This window comes from Pseudoalteromonas sp. MMG033 (genome assembly GCF_057197785.1).
On record NZ_CM170070.1, the window covers coordinates 2,165,473 to 2,182,978 of the forward strand.

The window sequence follows — 17,506 nt, forward strand, 5'->3', positions numbered from 1 at the left end:
ATACAGGAATTAATTAACTGAGCGCTCACGCTAACATGCCTGTATGACACTTTTATTTTAAGTGTCATACAGGCATATGCATTGATTTTATCTGGTTATGTAGTCTGCAGGGTATTAAATTACACCACTTTGGCTAACACAATATCGTAGCGATATTGATTGGCGATTTCGGTGGTTTTTGCGGTCATTAAGGCTTGCTCTTCAGGCGTTTTACGTCTGAATAAGCCATCTTGTTGGTTGAGTGGGTGATCGGGAAAATACATTTGCGTAAGGAGCGAGTGATAGCCTCTTTTTGATATTTTTAGATGAATATGGGGTGTTCTCTGCTGCGCTGCATTGAGCGGGTAAGCCCCTGGGAACACAGTTTTAAAACGAAAGTGCCCTTGTGCTTTGGTTTGTATAATTGCCCAAGCCTGAAAGTGGGCATCAACTGGGGCATCACTGTTGTCATGGGGGTGATGGTATTTTCCAAAGCTGTTGGCTTGCCACAGATCAATGGTGACATCCTCTATGGCATTGCCTTGGTCATCGAATACTTGGCCAAATATGTCTATGACGGTGCCGTTTGCTTTACCTTTTTTACCGGCAACTTGCGTTAAGTCAGCGTCTTTGTCTTTTTGTGGCGTAATCGGGTAGTAAGGCCCCTCCATCTCTTTTGGTGTTATGGCGCGCGCTTGTACATGTGTTCCAACAAGGCCCGCAAGTGAACCGAGCGTTAAATTGCGAATAAAGTGACGGCGATTGAGTGTTGTCATTATTAATCCTTCTGCAAGATGGTTAAAGCACCCTTACAGACGTTACGTCATGCCCACGCAATTGGCCAGCAATGACCATTGTCGCGTGCAAATGTAAATTGGGTGCAAAAAGCAAATGGAGTATTAGATGCTGAGCTCAGCCGTGTCTTAGTATTTCTCTATTATTTTAAATCATAGAGTTTTAATAGAGCTTTAGTGTGTTGAAATTTATACTTATTTTTTATTTAAAGACTGTGTTTGGTATTGGTAGTTGTCAAAGGTCACGGTGGATGTTTCCTCTATGTCAATAAAGAAGGAAAAAGTCCCCCGCATGTCCATTTGGGTTTGCTGTATAAGAACAGCATCACTCACCGTCATAAATTGCATAGCAAGGTTAAACTCGCTGATCTCTGCCAGTGCAACAGGGCTGAATGAGGCGGTATTGTGTACAGAAATTTGCTCAATATGCTGATTGCTTTTATCAATTTTAATGTGGCCGGTTAGCTTGCCAATGGCATCACTCCCGAGATCGGCCAGCTCAACAGGGTAGCTTAAGGTGATACTGTTGGGGGTTTCTTGAATAAGGGTGAGAGAGTGCGTTTTCACCAGCTCCTTAATGCTGACTGAAAAGCCCTCATTTTCACGTTTTTGTGCAAACTCTTTGGCTTGTTTTGGTGATGGCTGCTGGCCATTAAGCTGAAGTAGTTGCCAGCGCAGATAGGGGTCGTTGTTTGGCTGGTGTTTGGCATGAATTTCGGTTTTGTTACCTTCTTCAATTTCAATACTATGAATTGTGTAAGACCAGTGCTGTTTGCTGGTTTGAGAAAAATGCTCAAGTGCAGACTCCACTAACTGAATATGTTCGCTGGATGCAGACATGGCAGGTTTGGTGAATACAATAAGTGAGCAAATGATGGCAATGCATCTGAACGGTTGAAACATAAAACGGCCTCCTTTTTGCGTATTACTTTGCAGGCCGTAGCGTGAAATAGTCGTGAAGATGAAAGGCGAATTTACCTTATAAGTTTATAAAGGCGTTGTAAACTCTTCGAGCGCTAAGAGGATCTCTTTTCTTAAAACGTCAGTGAGTTGCCCATTTGGATAGTGGCCAGCTAGGTGCCTATCTACACTGGTTGAAGCATGTGGGTCATAGCGGTTGTCAGCGCCAGCAAGTTGATAAAATTGATTGACGATTGCGGTTGTGTCATGGGGATCAGCTTCTATCATGATCATTGCTTGTGCCAAAACTGCGCGGTATAAACCCTGTTCATTCTTTGGTGATAGAGCGACTCGCTGCGCAGTACCTGTGACTTTCAATGCATCTATATTGAGATTAAAGCGACCATCGCAATACGCGCCAGGTGTTTCCCCGTACTCACTTTGCAAGCCAAGACTGCGCAGTGCGCTGCGAATGGGCTCACATAACGCGATATAAATGGCATCCAAGTCCAGAGGCTGTGACTTTGTTTGCGCAAAAATCACAGAGAAGTTTAAAATGCCGGGACCATGAGGGACGGCAGTCCCACCACTTTGCCTAACTGACACTGGCCAATCTAATTGTGCGAGAGTATCGCAGGCATCGTTAAACATCGGCAATTTGGCTTCTTTACGACTGACGATCAGTGATTGAGGGCACTCCCATAACCTAATTGTGGCAGGCTGTATGCCTTTAGCAATTTGCATCAGTAGTATTGAGTCTTGCTCTAATGCGCGCTCAGTAGATGTTTCAATGGGCTCATTAAGGACAGACCATGAATAGGCGCTATATAGCTGAGTTGCTAATTCTTTTTCATTCATATGTACTTGTCCCTAATTATCATGACACTTTCTCTAGTATAGACGCCGATACGGCATGGTGATTTACTCTGAGTTTGATGTCTCTGCCGTTGGCATCATCATACTTTGATAACGCAATTCACCTAAAAACGCTCTGGCTGCTGGGCCTAAGCTATCACCATCGACAAAGGTGAGATGCAGCTGTACTTTTCGTGTCTGGCCTGATTGCAGGTTGAGTGGGACAAGCTCACCATTTTGCAGTTCTTTTGCAATTAAAGGCACTGGCAGCCACGCAAAACCAAAACCATTTTTTATCATATCAATAGAAGTGCGCATATGGCTTACTGTCCAGCGCTGAGAGGCCTGCAGCCAGCCTGAATCATGACTTTTTGATACCGCAGAGTCTCTCACGACAATCTGGCGATGAGACTTTAAATCTTCTAAGGTCAGTGCTTTTTCAGTTTGATTGAGTGTGTGCTCCGGGCTTGCAACGGCAATAAACTCAATTTGGCATAACTCTTCACTAAATAGACCTTCAAGGGTAAAAGCAGAGACGGCGATATCAACTAAGCCACCTTGCAGCTGCTCATTGGCTCCATTGAGTACAGACTCGACAAGTTCGATACGCAGAAATGGAAATTCTTGTGATACTTTATCAAGCACCTTATAAAGTAAGTGCGATGGGAAAATGGCATCGATGGCGATACGCAGTTTAGTCTCAATGCCTTCTGCGAGCGTCTGTGCAATGGTTTCGACTTTTGAAGCTTCCTCTAACAGGTAATCAACTCGGCGCAGCATTAATTCACCAGCAGGCGTTAAGAGCGTTTTACGGCCTTCGACACGAAATAACTTGACGCCAAGAGAGGTTTCAATTTTATTCACCGCGTTGTGAATACTGGATTGGCTCTTATGAATTTGAGCCGAAGCTTGGTTAAATCCGCCATGCTCGACGACGGCTTTAAACATACGCCATTGCTCGAGCGTTACTTTAAGCATGAGCCACCTATTTGCTGTTTGTATAAGGACTGTGTGTTAAGCATATTACACGAAAAAAAGCATCAGGTTCATATTGTTCAGACAAAATTAATAGCGCTGCTCTAAAGCGTTTATTTTCATTTTTTTGAGTACTTTAGCGGAAAAGCTTTCTAGTATTCAGGTACAGTAAACTTTCTCTCGCGTAATTTAGGTGCTCCCAAGCAGTGAGGCTCATTCGTTCGTGAATGGGCTTTTTTTATTGCTAGAAGGGCGCTGATCCCCAATGCGCTTTTTGCTTTTTTTCAGCCTGTTTTTTAGCACGTTTAAGCTCACTTTTACGCACGTGCTTCGTTATCCATTTGATCATTTTGGGCGCCAACTCTGGCGGAATGTTGTGACCCATTCCTGGGACTATTTTTAGTTTTGATTTACGGATCTGCTGTGCCGTTTTCACTCCTTCTTGGCTCGGAATTATGGGGTCTGACTCACCGTGTATCACTAAGGTCGGTGCCTTAACTTTGGCCATCAGATCCTGACGACTACCGCTTGCAGCCATCGCGGCAAATTGGCGATGAAAGCCGTGAGGGTTGTTTGCGCGCTCAACGGTATCGATTGCCTGACTTTTCAGTGTTTTTTCATCTTGGGGGTAAGCTGGGCTGCCGATCAATTGATTAAGGCGGATATTGTAGCGAATTGCGGCATCTCTATTTGGTTTGTTAGGGCGTAATTTAGCGAGCTGCAAGAAGACTTTTAGGTTGGAATGAGTCAACTTTAGAGAGGAAGAAGAAGACATAATAGAAGTGAGACTAAGCACCTTTTTCTTCTGCTTTGCGGCAATAAGCTGCGCAATCATACCACCCATGGAGGCACCGACAAGGTGGGCTTTTTTTATTTTTAAGGCTTTCATTAATGCCAAGGTATCTTCGGCCATTTCTTCTAACGTGTAGGGGACTTTAGTGCGCATCGGCAACCGCGCGCTAATCCAGGTTTTAAATAAGTTAGGGGTACCATACTGCTCTAACTGAGTTGAAAGGCCTGCATCTCGGTTATCGAATCGAACGACTCTAAAGCCTTGCTCAACCAAGCCATAAAAGAGTTCATCGGGCCAGAGAGTCATTTGCGCACCAAGCCCCATGATCAAGACAATAGCAGGCCTGTTTTTATCCCCTTCATCTTGATAGCTAATAGAAATATTGCTGCTGATAGAGATTGATTTCATAGTGATATAATTGCAAAAGCCCTGAGTGCAGTTTAGGCGTAAAAATAGCAAATGCCTATGAACTAATTTGTTTTAGAAGGGTGTATACTTGATGCTGATAGCGCCGACTATAGCAAAAATAAAGCGATAGAAATTGGCCGTTATTCTGAATATCAATTGTTATTTCACAACCGTATTAATAGGATGAATGATGAATAAAAAAGTACATCACAGCCATGAACATCATCGTGGTGAGATTAAAGATAATGCCTTAAAAGCCTTGGTAACTAGTCCAGTATTTAAGAGCAAAGTTGAGAAAGCGAAAAAAGGTAAGGGGAGCTTTCGTCGTAAAGCAAAGCATCAAGGCCAAGAGCCTTATTTTATGGCAGCGTAATATACGCGGCGAGCCATAAAATAAGGCTTTTTAAATCGTATTCATGGCATGAAATTTTGGAGATAAAATGCGAAAAAGGACGTGTGCACTGACTATTATCGCTATTGGACTTATCGGATGCCAAGCCGCGCCGTTTACTTATAATCCAAAAGGGATAGAGCAAGCGAGTTTAGCACACATCGTTTTAGAGCAAGGCCCTCGTCAGTATGCACAGGATTATATTGCCAAAATTGAATTCATTTGGAATGAACAAGGTGAGGAACTCAGCGGGCGGCTGCCTTATGTCAGTGCCAAGTTTGATAGTATGAAGGTCGCACCTGGGGTCTATCGTATTCAGGCATCCTGTGCCAACAAGCAATACAAGGGCAGTGTGGAAGGGATTTTCCATTTTGAGCCAGCCAACCACTATCGCTTATTGTGTGAACCGAAAAAAGACCGCCACACATTGGGGTTTGCGGTCTCAACGCATGTTGCACTTAAGCTGGAGCAGCTAGCTGATTAATCTGTGCTTTGAATTTGCTCCGATGTGGTTGTGTCAGGCAATGCTTGTTTACTCCAAAAGCTTGCTAGTATTGACCCACTGATATTATGCCAAATTGAAAAAATAGTGCCCGCAATGGCCGCTGCCGGTGAGAAAAACTTCATTGCTAAAGCCACTGCCAGTCCTGAGTTCTGTAACCCAACTTCAAAGGCAATAGTTCGACAGACGACTTCTTGAAATCCACACCACCTTGCAGCCCAATAGCCACTTAACAAGCCAATGCTATTGTGCACAATCACCGCACATAAGATTACAGGCCCTATCGAAGAAAGCTGCGCTTGATTGAGCGCCACAATGATGGCGATGATAAAGACAATAGCCAACATGGATAAAAGTGGCAAAACAGTTTGTATTTTTGCTACTTGCTTTCGTAATAAGGTATTGAGCAATAAACCAAGGAGCACAGGCGCAAGCACTATTTTTAGTAGGTTTAAAATCATCGCTTGGATGGGAATATCCACTAGCTGCTGGGCATACAATGAGATTAAAAATGGTGTGACTAAAACACCTAATAAGGTGCTGATGGCCGTCATCGTGATGGATAAAGCGACGTCTCCTTTGGCCAAAAAACACATCACGTTACTTGCCGTGCCACCCGCTACACAGCCCACCAGAATAATGCCAAGACTCACTGTATCGTCTAACCCAAATGCATAAACAATGGCCAGTGCCACTATGGGCATGACTAAATATTGCAGTAGCACACCAAGCATAATGGCTTTGGGCGTTTTAATCACGTTACTAAAGTCAGACCAAGTGAGTGTCAAACCCATGCTGAGCATGATCACAGTTAACAGTGGAATGATGGCAGATTTAAAGGGAGTAAAAAAATCTGGGCTGATATAGGCGATGGCACTGAGCAAAAGTGCCCATAGTGGGAAAAGTTGAATGACTCGATTTAACATAGAGCTCTCATTTGGACTGATTAGTGTGATCATTGAATCGCGAAATTGTGGAATGAGTATGTTGTTGTGCATCTATTTATGCATTTGTATATTTTTCACCCCACTGTTATGTTAACAAGCAGTAAACCTTAGTCAATCATGTTCATTCAACTTCATTAAATTTGATGTTTATTGGGTGGCATTCACAGTGATAGGAAACTCTATGGTCGAGCAGAGTGTGGCATTCATAAACCAGTTATTGTGGGGGAAAGGGCTGCTCCTGATTTATGTACTCCTATTTGCCGGTGTTTGGTTTACATATAAATTGCGGGCTATTCAATTTACGGGCTTTAAACATATGTTCTCGCTTGCAAAAGGTAGTGGCAGTGCAAACCCCAATGGGATCAGTTCCTTTCAAGCTTTGTGTACCGGACTAAGTGCCCGAGTGGGGACTGGGAACTTGGCAGGTGTTGCGATGGCCATTTCTTTGGGTGGCAGTGGGGCCGTTTTTTGGATGTGGGTGATTGCATTACTTGGGATGGCGACGGGGTTTGCCGAGAGTGTGCTTGGGCAGCTTTATAAAGTAAAAGATAGCCGCAAAGAGTTTCGTGGTGGGCCTGCTTACTATATTCGGGCTGGATTGGGTAAAACATGGCTTGCGGTGTTGTTTTCGCTGTGCTTATTTTTGGGTTATGGCGCCAGCTTCAGTGCGATGCAGGCAAACACCATGGCGGAGGCATTGAACAATACATTTGCCATACCAACTTATCTTAGCGGGCTAGTCATAGCAGGTGTTGCCGGTATTATTGTACTGGGGGGTCTTAAGCGAATAGCCCGCTTTGCAGAGATTATCGTGCCTTGGATGGGGGCGGCATTTATATTCACCGCGATCATGATCAGTGCTCTCAATTTTAATCTATTGCCCGGGCTTTTGGCTGATATTGTGCTGTCCGCGTTTGGACTGACAGAAGCCTCAGCAGGGGCGCTGGGGGCAGCAATCAAAAGTGGTATCCAACGCGGTATGTATTCTAATGAGGCGGGGGCTGGCAGTGTGCCCCATGCGGCAGCGGGGGCAGCACCTAACCCAAATCATCCGGTTGTACAAGGTTATATCCAAATGCTGGGCGTGTTTGTGGACACCATTGTGCTGTGCAGCTGCACTGCTGTGATCGTATTGCTCGCGGGAGTTGGTGCGACTGGAGAGATGGCGGGGATCAGTGTAACGCAGCAGGCGATGGCAGTGCATTTTGGCGAGTATGGAGATGATTTTATTGCTTTGGCTATTACGTTATTTGCATTCACTTCGGTGGTCGCTAACTATGCCTATGCTGAGAGCAACCTGCACTTTTTTAAACTCGATAATACCTTGGGGAGATTAAGCTATACAGGTATTTATCTTGCAATGGTCATATGGGGTGCAAATGCCAGTTTGCAGCAGGTATGGAACTTGGCTGATATGTCTTTGGGATTGATGACCTTGGTAAATGTCTATGCCATTGTGTTACTGACGCCAACAATAAAGAGCCTGACTCAGGACTATTTGGATAAAAAGCGAGCGGGAGTGAACGCCGAGTTCCACCGAGGGGATGCAAGCATACAGGGTAACACTGCGCCCGGGGTTTGGGATTAAAAGCGTATATAGCGCAAGTTAGCTAGCAGCGGCAGTCTTGCCGCCGCTACCCATCGTTAAGTGTTGAACCACGCAGCGAGTTGTTGCTGATACGGCGTAATATCCCCAATGTTATTTTTAACCCATTCTGGGTTGTAATAGGTATCTAAATAGCGCTCGCCACTGTCGCAAATTAAAGTGACGATAGCACCGCCTTTATTTTGATTTTTCATTTTTTCTGCACTTATTAAAGCACCCCACAAGTTGGTGCCTGTGGATGGCCCAGCTTTACGCCCCGTGAATTGTTCAAGCCATAACATCGCTGCAATACTTGCTGCATCCGGCACCTGCATCATATGATCTATGACATCGGGCTGAAAAGACTTTTCTACTTTGGGGCGGCCAATGCCTTCGATACGGCTAGAGCGGCCTGTGCAAATGGTGTCATCATGAGTCGTATAGCCTTGATAAAATGCAGAAAACTGGGGGTCGACGACCATGAGCTTGGTATCATAGCCTTTGTACAGAATGTAGCGGCCAAGTGTTGCAGAGGTACCGCCTGTACCAGCGCCCATGACAACTAGGCTGGGCACAGGGTAGGGCTCACACTTCATTTGATTAAAAATACTCTCTGCAATGTTGTTATTTCCACGCCAGTCTGTCGCCCGTTCGGCGTACATGAATTGGTCCATAAAATAGCCATCGCATTGCTTTGCAAGCGCGGCGGCGGTGTCATGCATTTGCGTTGCGCAATCCACAAAGTGGCATTGCCCACCATAAAATTGGATTTGATCTATTTTACTTTGTGCCGTTGATGCCGGCATCACGGCAATAAAAGGCACGCCTATCATCTGTGCAAAGTAGGCTTCGGACACTGCAGTGCTGCCAGACGAAGCTTCGATGACAGTGGTGCCCTCTTTTATTTTGCCATTGCACAGCGCATACAGAAATAACGAGCGAGCAAGGCGGTGTTTTAAGCTACCGGTAGGGTGGGTGCTTTCGTCTTTAAGGTATAAATAAATATCGTTGAACTGTGGTAGTTGAAATTTAAACAAATGCGTGTCTGCAGAACGATTTTGATCGGCTTCTATTTTCGCAATGCTTTGCTTTACCCAGTTTTTCATATTTATGAACTCCTATTGTGCGTTACCCAGATTAAAAGTTTTTTATTCTTTTTGGTTATAACTTATTCTATATGTAATTTGGAGATAATTTAAGCTTTATTTTTGCATGCAAAAATAGGTTTGTCGTTTCGCCTTGTTACTTTTTGTAGCAAATTAATATTCATCAACACCAAGGGCGCTTTTTAATCATGCCGTGAATATGGCACACTGAGCATCATAAGTTGACCTGTTTACCAGCATATACATCTAGGTAAAGGAAATAAATTGAGCGATATACCCCCAAAAAAACAGCAAAAAGCCATTGCGAGCTTGCTACCCATAGTTACGTTTATTAAGCCGTATAAATGGGTTGCCTTATTAGCACTGCTGGTTTTATTAATTACCGCAGGTCTTAATTTGTCCATTGGTCAGGGGGTGAAATTTGTTATTGATAGCGGTTTTATCGCTGGATCTAAAGAGCAATTAACGCAAGCTATTTCTGGGTTAGTGGTTTTGATCTCGTTAGTTGCTGTAGGTACATTTTGCCGCTTTTATTTAATGAGCTGGCTTGGCGAGCGCGTCAGTGCGGATATTCGCAAAGCGGTATTTAATCAAATTGTGCATTTACATCCGAGCTATTTTGAAGAGAACCGCAGTGGCGAGATGATGTCACGCTTGACGACGGATACGACTTTGCTGCAATCCATTGTCGGGTCTTCTTTTTCGATGGCACTGCGCAGTGCTTTGGTGTTGCTCGGCGGCTTAATCATGTTACTTGTCACCAATATTAAACTGACTTTGCTGGTGGTTGCTTGTGTGCCATTGACACTAGTACCTATTATGATTTTTGGTAAACGGGTACGCAAGCTGTCGGAGAACAATCAAAGTGCCATCGCGGATATCAGTACCTACGCAGGCGAGATCATTCAACATATCAAGGTGGTGCAAAGTTACACCCACGAAGCAAAAGAAAAACACGCTTTTGGCGGTGAGGTAGAGAAAGCATTTAATGTCGCAAGACAAAGTATTAAGCAGCGTTCTTTTTTAATCGCGGCTGTGATTTTCCTGACTTTTGGTGCCATTAGTGTGATGCTGTGGGTCGGTGGTATGGATGTGCTTGAAGGACGCATGACAGGCGGCGAGTTAGGCGCTTTTATCTTTTACGCCATTATGGTGGCGATGTCGGTAGCAACCATTGCAGAAGTGTACGGCGAGTTGCAACGCGCAGCGGGCGCAGCCAGTCGTTTATTGGAACTATTGCAAATCGATAGTGTTATTAAAGATGTGGCCGAGCCAAAGCCAATGCATCATGGAAATGAGGTGAGTATTGCATTTAAAAATGTGGATTTTTACTATCCCTCAAGGCCAGATACACCTGCACTCAAAGATATTAATTTAGCTATTTTGAAAGGAAAAGTAGTGGCTTTGGTTGGCCCATCTGGTGCAGGTAAAACCACTTTGTTTGAGCTATTACAGCGTTTTTACGATCCTCAGCAAGGGACGATTGAGTTTAACAATGAAGTGATCACGCAAGTATCACTGACCGAATTACGCCACTCAATGGGCATGGTGCCACAACATCCTGTGCTCTTTAGCTCTGACGTTTGGCATAACATTCGTTACGGTAACCCTGACGCATCTGATGAGCAAGTGATAGAGGCTGCGAAGCGCGCCCACGCTCATGACTTCATCGAGCAATTACCAGATGGCTATGGCAGCTTTTTAGGAGAGCAAGGTGTGAGATTATCTGGTGGTCAAAAACAGCGTATCGCCATTGCGCGTGCTATTTTAAAAGACCCCGATGTTTTGTTATTGGACGAAGCCACCAGTGCATTGGATGCGCAGAGTGAATTTCATGTGCAAGCAGCACTCAATGAATTAATGCAAAACAGGACAACTCTGATTATTGCCCACCGCTTGGCAACCGTGACTCATGCGGATGTGATAGTGGTGATGGATAAAGGTCAAATTGTTGATATGGGTACGCATCAGGGGTTACTTGAGAGCTCCGTGCTTTATCAAAAGTTATGCGAATTACAGTTTGATAAAGCACAGAGTAGTGAGAGTATGGCTACTTAAAATTGGTAGATAATATTACCATTAACGAGGGTGTCATTTTCATTGCGGTTGAACCAATTGGAGCGACTGTGTACGACTTCCAATGAGCCAAGAAAGCTGCTTGTGAATGAATACTCAAAGCTTAAGCTAAGGCCATATGCGGAGCCATCATCTGAAAAGTGACTTAGAGTGCATTCTGGTGCGTATGGCTCATTACAGCCCTCGTATGTTGTTTGGTAATAAGTGCCGTCAATGTCACCAGTTTGGTAAAATACACTGCCATATAATAGTGCATCCTCTGATAATCTGTAGCCAGTTACCCACGCAATATCAATTAGATCATGGTCCAACTCCCAAGCTCTATTAGTTGAAGGCAAGAAGTTACCTTGCTCCTTGCTTTCTATACCAGACTCATGATCAGATAAATAACCAAAAGTAATGGCATGAGAAACATTACCGACTTGTGCAGATTCGGCATGTTGTCCTGAAAACTGGTATTTAAGCGTTGCTTTAACAGCCTTGCCTGTTTGGTACTTGGCTGAAAAGCCGGCACCAAGAGACATTTCACCACTAACGTAAAGGCCTGTATCGTTTGATTTAAGCGGCGTATTACCAATTGGGATTGGCTGACCTTTGTCTAGACCGATTGCTAATTTTACATTGAAAGGTTGACTGTGTACTTCTGGGCTATCGAGTCGAACTGAACCCGTGTCAGCTTCTGGCGTAGAGTTACAGCCAGTGAGCATGACAAAAGAAGCTAAAGCTGCAGCGCATTTTTTCATATACTTATAATCCCTATTGAGCTTTTAAATGATAATTATTGCGGTTATGGATAGTATCGAGTTTTCCTGTAATAGCAACATAGTGAATTAAAAATAAGCTATTTCATGAAAAACTACATTGGCTTAGTTAGGTTGTGCCGTTTGCAGTAAGGTGGTGCCCCATGCGCGTGTGGTTGTGTTAATAGATAAGGGGCAAATTATTGATATTGGCACACATCAGGGGACTAGTTGAAAGCTCCGTACTTTATCAGAGTTTATGTGAGTTGCAGCTTGATAAAGTACAGAGTATTGAGCGAATTACTGCTTAAAATTGGTAGATAAAATTACCATTAACGAGGGTGTCATTCTCGTTGCGATTAAACCAATTCAAGCGGCTGTGACTTACTTCCATTGAGTACAGAAAATGCTTAGTCAATGCATATTCTACGGCCACGCTGAGGCCATATGCAGAGCCATCATCTGAAAAGTGGTTTTGGGCGCACTCAGGCGTATTTAGTCCGCTACAGCTGTTATAAAAAGCACCATCGATTTCGCCAAATTGATAAAATGCGCTGCCATATATAAGCGCGTCTTCTGAGAAGCGATAACCTGTTATCCATGCAATATCAATAAAGTCATGGTCAAGTTCCCAATTTCCATGAATTGTAGCGGAGTTGTGATTCTTATATTCTCCGTAACCTGACTCTTGATCGGATAAGTATCCAACAGCTATTGCATGAGAGATATTGCCAGCTTGTGCTGTTTCTGCATGTTGTCCGGAAAATTGGTATTTTATCGACCATTTGACTGCTTTGCCCACTTGATACTTTGCAGAAAAGCCGCCTCCTAGAGACATTTCTGCACTGGCATAAAAATCTGATTCATTTGATTCAAGCGGGGCATCGCCGATAGGAATGGGGCGACCTTTATCTGTGCCGATTGCCAATTTTACATTGAAGGGCTGGCTATGTACTTCTGGACTATCTAAGCGCACAGAACCTGGGTCCGCTTCTGGTGGTGTCGATTGGCAACCAGTTAAGACGATTAAGGAGGTCAAAGCTGCAGCACATTTTTTCATATACTTCTGATCCCTGTTAAGATTTTTGATGAGATTTATTGCGGCTGTGGATGGTATCGGTTTTTCCTTTAATAGCAACAGAATTATTTTGAAAGATGCAATTTAATGAAACATGCCATCTCATTTAGTTAAGGTTGAGAAGGTTAAGGTAAGATGCAATCATAGAGTCAGCTTGTTGATGACTTATCAAAAAAGGAAAGGCAATGAAAAAATACATGGTGTTAGTAATGGGGCTACTCCTCACAGGGTGTTCAGACAGTGAGGTTGGTGACGTTTCTTTGGGGTTATTTACGCTAAAAGACATTAAATTAGACTCAATGATTGACCCTGTGGTGACAGGTGTTACATGCCATGTTGCCAGTGTTGAGGCTGACTTAAGCTTATCGGACCCAAGTGATAGTTCTATCTCATGTCGTCAAACGGGTGAGATCACAGCTGCCATGATAGCCAGTATTGATAAATCGAAATCTGGAGAAGTGGTATTTAAAAAATCCAAGAGCATTTTTTTAAAAAGTATGAAGGTGCGTCGAATTTATGATGCTAAAAGTCAGACGCTGATGTACTTATCATATAGTACTAAAGAAACATCTGGCAGTTTTAAGCACAGCCTATCGACGGTGCCGTTATGGGGCACTTCCGCCTATGTCACTGCAAAGACAGAGCAATAAATGGATGTCATGGTCGAACTGAGTTCGGCCATGACAAAGCAATTACTTTTCGCCTAATACTTCAAACTCGTCATATATCAGACGTGCATGGCCATCTTCTTCAATGACCCAATGCTCTTTATGCACCACCCCATAGGCTTTATTCATGGTCCATTTTGAAGTCAGAATATAGCCGCCTTCAGGAGACGGCTGCCAATCAACGTCGCTGTAGTCGACACTGTGAAAACCTTGATCCATGATATCTTGCCAAAACTGCGCAATTTGCTCACGACCAGTGAACTCTCCAAATGGCAGTGCTTTCATCGTGGCGTGTTTTGTATATTGCTGCGCACACGCTTGCGCATCTTGACGATTAAAGGCTTGTTGCCATGCGTTAATACCTGCTTTATAAAGTGCCAGTTGCGTTGTGTGAGTGCTCATTCGATTGCTCCGATAAATTAAACTTGTTTTAGCATAGCGATTTAATTAGATTTAAAAAACAAGGTAAAAAGAACGTACTGTTTAGTCTGGAAGAACAATTAATGAATAAGTTGCGGCATATGTCTTTGTTTGCACAGATTGTTGAAAGTGGAACGATTACAGCTGCCGCCAATGCCCTCGGGTTATCCAAATCTGTATTGAGCCAGCATTTAAAAGAGCTAGAGCAAGCGCTTGGGGTAATGCTACTGCGACGCACAACGCGTAAGCAAAGCCTAACCGTTGCTGGGCAGGCCTTTTATGAGCAATGTAAGTTAATTAATCAAACTGCTCAGTTAGCTTGGCTAGAGACGGCACAATTTAATGATGTGGCCAAAGGCAAGGTCAAAATAACCGCACCGAACGTGTTAATGACGACCTTAGTCGCGCCCGCACTGGCTGAGGTGTGCATCGAATATCCAGCGCTTGAACTGGAGCTGGTTGCTGATGATCAACAGCTTGACCTGCAAGCACAAAATATCGATTTGGCAATTCGTGTCGGGCGGTCGAAAAACAGCGATGCGAAGCAGCGTTGGGTGGGAGAATTTAAAGATGTGCTGTGCGGCTCATCAACTCTCTTAAAAACGCAGCCTCCTGAAGCGTTACGCTATATTGCTAATATTTGGCAAGATCAGCACATTGAGCATGTTTTTACTTCTTCTACAGGGCAGGAAAAAGTATTTTCAACTCGCGCCAGCTGCCAAGTAAACACGTTTGATACGTGCTTTGCCATGATAGCGCAAGGAGCGGGTATTGGCTTGGTGCCCGACTTTAAGTTGCCAGAGCTCGCCACGCAAATATGTGAGGTGTTTCCAGAGTATAGTCTAAAAGCAAATCCGATATTTGCACTGCACACATTTGATAAGCAAGTACCAATGAGTATCAAAGTATGTTTGCAAGCGATTGAAAAAAAACTAGCCCAGAGCATGGACTAGCCTGTTATCTTATTATCTTTAATTGGTGATATGTGATTGTGCGTTGCTATAAGCTTCAAAGTCTCGCTGTGGCACATAAACAGCATAACCTCGGCTGGGCGCCGTGAAGTACCCTCTGCCATCATCGTAGATGGTGACTCTGTCATTCTTATCGAATGCATTTACGAGCGTTTGACCCGCTAGGTCACTAAACCCGGTTGCATGGGTTGTCACCCATACGCCTTTTCGTTCGGCGTCATGATTGTTTAATACAATAATGGCACCTTGTTTGTTGTGTTTGCCAAATCGCCTTGCAACATAGACATGCTGCACATCACCATAAGGGGCACCTTGCTCGGAAAGTACCACTAAGCCGCCATCCATATAGGTGTTACGAGCGAATATCAATTGCTTGATATCTTGTTGTAAACTCACAGGCGCGGTCGTTGTAAGGGTTGGATCATGATAGTCGTGCTGTTTTACCGCAAAATAATGGGAATAGAATACAGTGGGTTTTCCCTCATGAGTTAATATATAGGCATAGGCTAACTTATGATCTTTATGTACCCATTTATCATGCTCTTTGCCTGTGTCGTGGTTTTCAACAAAGGTGACCACTGACGTGCCCGCTAGATGATTACCGCGATTATTTCGTACAAGTCCGGCATGGTTGAGTGTGCGCATATCAAAACTTTGATCTTGATTGCTCATTTGCGTTAGCACTGATTTTAGAGGGAAATCAAACGCATCGATATCTGCGCCAGCGCTTTGTACTGATTCTATCCATGACTTAATACTGCTATCGCCGCCCCAATATTCAGCGACGACAAATGGCTGCCTGCCATGATTTTTAGGCAAGCTATTGACCCATTTTGCTGCAAACTCTGGCTGAAAACCGCGTACAAAATCGAGTCGAAAGCCATTAAATTTATGCTGTGCTTTAAGCCACTTCCCCCAATCAATTAACTTCTGCTGCACGCGTGGTGAAAAGGTATTGGTATCATTACCAAAAAACTTGGTATTAGTGATAACCTCATCATTACCCAATTCCCCTAGCCAGTCATCACCATTCACTGGGTGAAAGTCATCATATTGCCAGCCATCATCGCTACTGGGGTAATTACCGTCGGTATGTCTTGCTGGTGGGGTTATCCGAGTATTGGTATAAGCATACAAATGTGTATGCGTGATGTTTTGGGCCGTTTGATTGGGCGCGTCTTGTTGCCACACTTCGATTGGTAAAAAGCCATTATTTTGTGGCGCATCAAACCAAGCTGTGGGGCTATTTATGTCTCCTTGCTTTGCGCTAAGCTTGATATATAAATCCGCTTTGTGTGGTACATCCAACCAGTATTCATCGATATCAGCTTGGTCAATAATGCGCCCACGTAGTGTGGTGTTTAAACCAGAAAAAGCGTTACTGCCAGGACGGGTAGTTGCATAATTACCGTCATTTGGTTCTTGCTCTATGTAAATCGTAGTTGATGTGACGGTATTTTTAGCCTCGGTGATACTCAGGTTATACCCTCTGGAGCTGATGTGTTGCGTCCATGGCATGGTAGAGCCATAGCCTTGAATCTTAATATAAATTCGCCCATGTACACCTTTGAGTTGCCAGCTAATTTCATTACTAGGGTAAGCAACGTGCTGATGTTGGTGGGCTTTGCTCATGGCATATGCTTTGACCGCAGGGTTAATTTCACTGTCTTGTTCATTGCTGTAGATATGATTGAGTACCACATCTGCATAGACTTCGATTTGATGGTGTTGCATGGTATTGATCATATTTGTTAGCTCACTTTGGCTGCCAAAACGCGTTTCAATACTGCCTTTTTGCAAGTAACGGCCAAGATCATAATGGTCGTATACACCATAGCCCATATCGATGATCCCCCAATTACCTTTAGAAGGTGGCGGGATCCAAATGCTGGAAAAACCCGCACGGGATAAGCTGGGTGCCTGCTCAGTTAAATGATCCCACCAAATGCCATTTTTGTTTTTTTCATCTACAGGCACATCCCAATAAAAGCCTTGTAACATCACATCATCGGTTGCCAAACATAACGTTGGCGTACAGCAGAGTAGCGCGCCGCCAAGCAGATATTGTGCAGCAGTTGGAGAGTAAAAGGTTTGGGGTTGAATGTTTTTTATCATATCGCATGTCCTTGCAGGTTCACTTGGGGTGTTTTTTGTCCAGTTCAATTTTAACCTAGCATGTTTGGCGAAGAACGGTGCTGAATACGTATGCAAAGGTCACATTGGGGGTGTAAAGTACAATGTTTCAGTCTGTTCGGATAAATTTGCCTCGCTGTTTTTGGTGTGTTATATCATATCTATTAGGGTGTTTTTTAGGGACT

17 protein-coding genes are annotated in these 17,506 nt (G+C 43.9%); 6 read left to right on the plus strand and 11 right to left on the minus strand.

The features are described from left to right. Positions 1 to 119: 119 nt before the first annotated feature. The 5 genes from AC2CZC_RS09490 to AC2CZC_RS09510 form a co-directional block, all read right to left on the minus strand. The gene (locus AC2CZC_RS09490) at positions 120 to 755 is read right to left on the minus strand and encodes a dioxygenase family protein (protein WP_484584623.1); all 636 of its coding nucleotides are present in this window, start codon (positions 753 to 755) and stop codon (positions 120 to 122) included. Between the two features lie 213 nt (positions 756 to 968). Continuing rightward, the gene (locus tag AC2CZC_RS09495; RefSeq protein WP_484584624.1) at positions 969 to 1,676 is read right to left on the minus strand and encodes a hypothetical protein; all 708 of its coding nucleotides are present in this window, start codon (positions 1,674 to 1,676) and stop codon (positions 969 to 971) included. A gap of 84 nt (positions 1,677 to 1,760) precedes the next feature. Beyond that, positions 1,761 to 2,531: a lipoate--protein ligase family protein gene (locus AC2CZC_RS09500; RefSeq protein ID WP_484584625.1), complete on the minus strand. Its 771-nt coding sequence runs from the start codon at positions 2,529 to 2,531 to the stop codon at positions 1,761 to 1,763. A 63-nt stretch (positions 2,532 to 2,594) separates the two neighbouring features. After that, positions 2,595 to 3,506, minus strand: a complete 912-nt coding sequence (locus tag AC2CZC_RS09505; protein WP_484584626.1) for a LysR family transcriptional regulator — start codon at positions 3,504 to 3,506, stop codon at positions 2,595 to 2,597. A 241-nt stretch (positions 3,507 to 3,747) separates the two neighbouring features. Further along, positions 3,748 to 4,704, minus strand: coding sequence for an alpha/beta fold hydrolase (locus AC2CZC_RS09510; protein ID WP_484584627.1), 957 nt, complete (start codon positions 4,702 to 4,704; stop codon positions 3,748 to 3,750). 190 nt (positions 4,705 to 4,894) lie between these two features. On the opposite strand from AC2CZC_RS09510, the gene AC2CZC_RS09515 reads away from it, so the two are divergent. Together AC2CZC_RS09515 and AC2CZC_RS09520 are read left to right on the plus strand one after the other, a co-directional pair. Beyond that, complete coding sequence (locus AC2CZC_RS09515) at positions 4,895 to 5,077, plus strand: alternative ribosome-rescue factor A (RefSeq protein WP_063361116.1); 183 nt, start codon at positions 4,895 to 4,897, stop codon at positions 5,075 to 5,077. Between the two features lie 67 nt (positions 5,078 to 5,144). Next, positions 5,145 to 5,579 (plus strand): hypothetical protein, encoded by a 435-nt coding sequence (locus tag AC2CZC_RS09520; RefSeq protein WP_484584628.1) that lies wholly within the window; start codon positions 5,145 to 5,147, stop codon positions 5,577 to 5,579. Here AC2CZC_RS09520 and AC2CZC_RS09525 read toward each other — a convergent pair. Further along, positions 5,576 to 6,523: a bile acid:sodium symporter family protein gene (locus AC2CZC_RS09525; protein WP_484584629.1), complete on the minus strand. Its 948-nt coding sequence runs from the start codon at positions 6,521 to 6,523 to the stop codon at positions 5,576 to 5,578. The genes AC2CZC_RS09520 and AC2CZC_RS09525 overlap by 4 nt on opposite strands. Before the next feature lie 202 nt (positions 6,524 to 6,725). Here AC2CZC_RS09525 and AC2CZC_RS09530 point away from each other — a divergent pair, with 202 nt between their 5' ends. After that, entirely contained in the window at positions 6,726 to 8,132 is a 1,407-nt protein-coding gene (locus AC2CZC_RS09530) for an alanine/glycine:cation symporter family protein (protein WP_484584630.1), read from the plus strand. A 56-nt stretch (positions 8,133 to 8,188) separates the two neighbouring features. Here AC2CZC_RS09530 and AC2CZC_RS09535 read toward each other — a convergent pair whose 3' ends face one another. Then, the gene (locus AC2CZC_RS09535; RefSeq protein ID WP_484584631.1) at positions 8,189 to 9,235 is read right to left on the minus strand and encodes a PLP-dependent cysteine synthase family protein; all 1,047 of its coding nucleotides are present in this window, start codon (positions 9,233 to 9,235) and stop codon (positions 8,189 to 8,191) included. Positions 9,236 to 9,499: 264 nt separating this feature from the next. On the opposite strand from AC2CZC_RS09535, the gene AC2CZC_RS09540 reads away from it, so the two are divergent. Further along, positions 9,500 to 11,293: an ABC transporter transmembrane domain-containing protein gene (locus AC2CZC_RS09540; RefSeq protein WP_484584632.1), complete on the plus strand. Its 1,794-nt coding sequence runs from the start codon at positions 9,500 to 9,502 to the stop codon at positions 11,291 to 11,293. On the opposite strand, the gene AC2CZC_RS09545 is transcribed toward AC2CZC_RS09540, so the two are convergent. Beyond that, a complete protein-coding gene (locus tag AC2CZC_RS09545) occupies positions 11,290 to 12,054 on the minus strand; it encodes a hypothetical protein (RefSeq protein ID WP_484584633.1) in 765 nt (254 codons plus the stop codon). The genes AC2CZC_RS09540 and AC2CZC_RS09545 overlap by 4 nt on opposite strands. Before the next feature lie 304 nt (positions 12,055 to 12,358). Continuing rightward, a complete protein-coding gene (locus AC2CZC_RS09550; RefSeq protein WP_484584634.1) occupies positions 12,359 to 13,111 on the minus strand; it encodes a hypothetical protein in 753 nt (250 codons plus the stop codon). A gap of 203 nt (positions 13,112 to 13,314) precedes the next feature. Here AC2CZC_RS09550 and AC2CZC_RS09555 point away from each other — a divergent pair, with 203 nt between their 5' ends. Then, complete coding sequence (locus AC2CZC_RS09555; RefSeq protein ID WP_484584635.1) at positions 13,315 to 13,779, plus strand: CreA family protein; 465 nt, start codon at positions 13,315 to 13,317, stop codon at positions 13,777 to 13,779. Between the two features lie 42 nt (positions 13,780 to 13,821). Here the strand turns inward: AC2CZC_RS09555 and AC2CZC_RS09560 are convergent, their stop codons facing one another. Beyond that, positions 13,822 to 14,199: a YybH family protein gene (locus AC2CZC_RS09560; protein ID WP_484584636.1), complete on the minus strand. Its 378-nt coding sequence runs from the start codon at positions 14,197 to 14,199 to the stop codon at positions 13,822 to 13,824. Between the two features lie 101 nt (positions 14,200 to 14,300). On the opposite strand from AC2CZC_RS09560, the gene AC2CZC_RS09565 reads away from it, so the two are divergent. Continuing rightward, positions 14,301 to 15,170: a LysR family transcriptional regulator gene (locus tag AC2CZC_RS09565; protein WP_484584637.1), complete on the plus strand. Its 870-nt coding sequence runs from the start codon at positions 14,301 to 14,303 to the stop codon at positions 15,168 to 15,170. An 18-nt stretch (positions 15,171 to 15,188) separates the two neighbouring features. Here AC2CZC_RS09565 and AC2CZC_RS09570 read toward each other — a convergent pair whose 3' ends face one another. Then, the gene (locus AC2CZC_RS09570; RefSeq protein ID WP_484584638.1) at positions 15,189 to 17,303 is read right to left on the minus strand and encodes an alpha-amylase family protein; all 2,115 of its coding nucleotides are present in this window, start codon (positions 17,301 to 17,303) and stop codon (positions 15,189 to 15,191) included. Positions 17,304 to 17,506: the final 203 nt, after the last annotated feature.

Coding starts and splice junctions, on each gene's coding strand:
- AC2CZC_RS09495 (WP_484584624.1), bottom strand. CDS start 1,676: ATGTTTCAACCGTTCAGATGCATTGCCATCATTTGCTCACTTATTGTA.
- AC2CZC_RS09560 (WP_484584636.1), bottom strand. CDS start 14,199: ATGAGCACTCACACAACGCAACTGGCACTTTATAAAGCAGGTATTAAC.
- AC2CZC_RS09570 (WP_484584638.1), bottom strand. CDS start 17,303: ATGATAAAAAACATTCAACCCCAAACCTTTTACTCTCCAACTGCTGCA.
- AC2CZC_RS09550 (WP_484584634.1), bottom strand. CDS start 13,111: ATGAAAAAATGTGCTGCAGCTTTGACCTCCTTAATCGTCTTAACTGGT.
- AC2CZC_RS09565 (WP_484584637.1), top strand. CDS start 14,301: ATGAATAAGTTGCGGCATATGTCTTTGTTTGCACAGATTGTTGAAAGT.
- AC2CZC_RS09525 (WP_484584629.1), bottom strand. CDS start 6,523: ATGTTAAATCGAGTCATTCAACTTTTCCCACTATGGGCACTTTTGCTC.
- AC2CZC_RS09530 (WP_484584630.1), top strand. CDS start 6,726: ATGGTCGAGCAGAGTGTGGCATTCATAAACCAGTTATTGTGGGGGAAA.
- AC2CZC_RS09535 (WP_484584631.1), bottom strand. CDS start 9,235: ATGAAAAACTGGGTAAAGCAAAGCATTGCGAAAATAGAAGCCGATCAA.
- AC2CZC_RS09490 (WP_484584623.1), bottom strand. CDS start 755: ATGACAACACTCAATCGCCGTCACTTTATTCGCAATTTAACGCTCGGT.
- AC2CZC_RS09505 (WP_484584626.1), bottom strand. CDS start 3,506: ATGCTTAAAGTAACGCTCGAGCAATGGCGTATGTTTAAAGCCGTCGTC.
- AC2CZC_RS09520 (WP_484584628.1), top strand. CDS start 5,145: ATGCGAAAAAGGACGTGTGCACTGACTATTATCGCTATTGGACTTATC.
- AC2CZC_RS09510 (WP_484584627.1), bottom strand. CDS start 4,704: ATGAAATCAATCTCTATCAGCAGCAATATTTCTATTAGCTATCAAGAT.
- AC2CZC_RS09545 (WP_484584633.1), bottom strand. CDS start 12,054: ATGAAAAAATGCGCTGCAGCTTTAGCTTCTTTTGTCATGCTCACTGGC.
- AC2CZC_RS09555 (WP_484584635.1), top strand. CDS start 13,315: ATGAAAAAATACATGGTGTTAGTAATGGGGCTACTCCTCACAGGGTGT.
- AC2CZC_RS09515 (WP_063361116.1), top strand. CDS start 4,895: ATGAATAAAAAAGTACATCACAGCCATGAACATCATCGTGGTGAGATT.
- AC2CZC_RS09500 (WP_484584625.1), bottom strand. CDS start 2,531: ATGAATGAAAAAGAATTAGCAACTCAGCTATATAGCGCCTATTCATGG.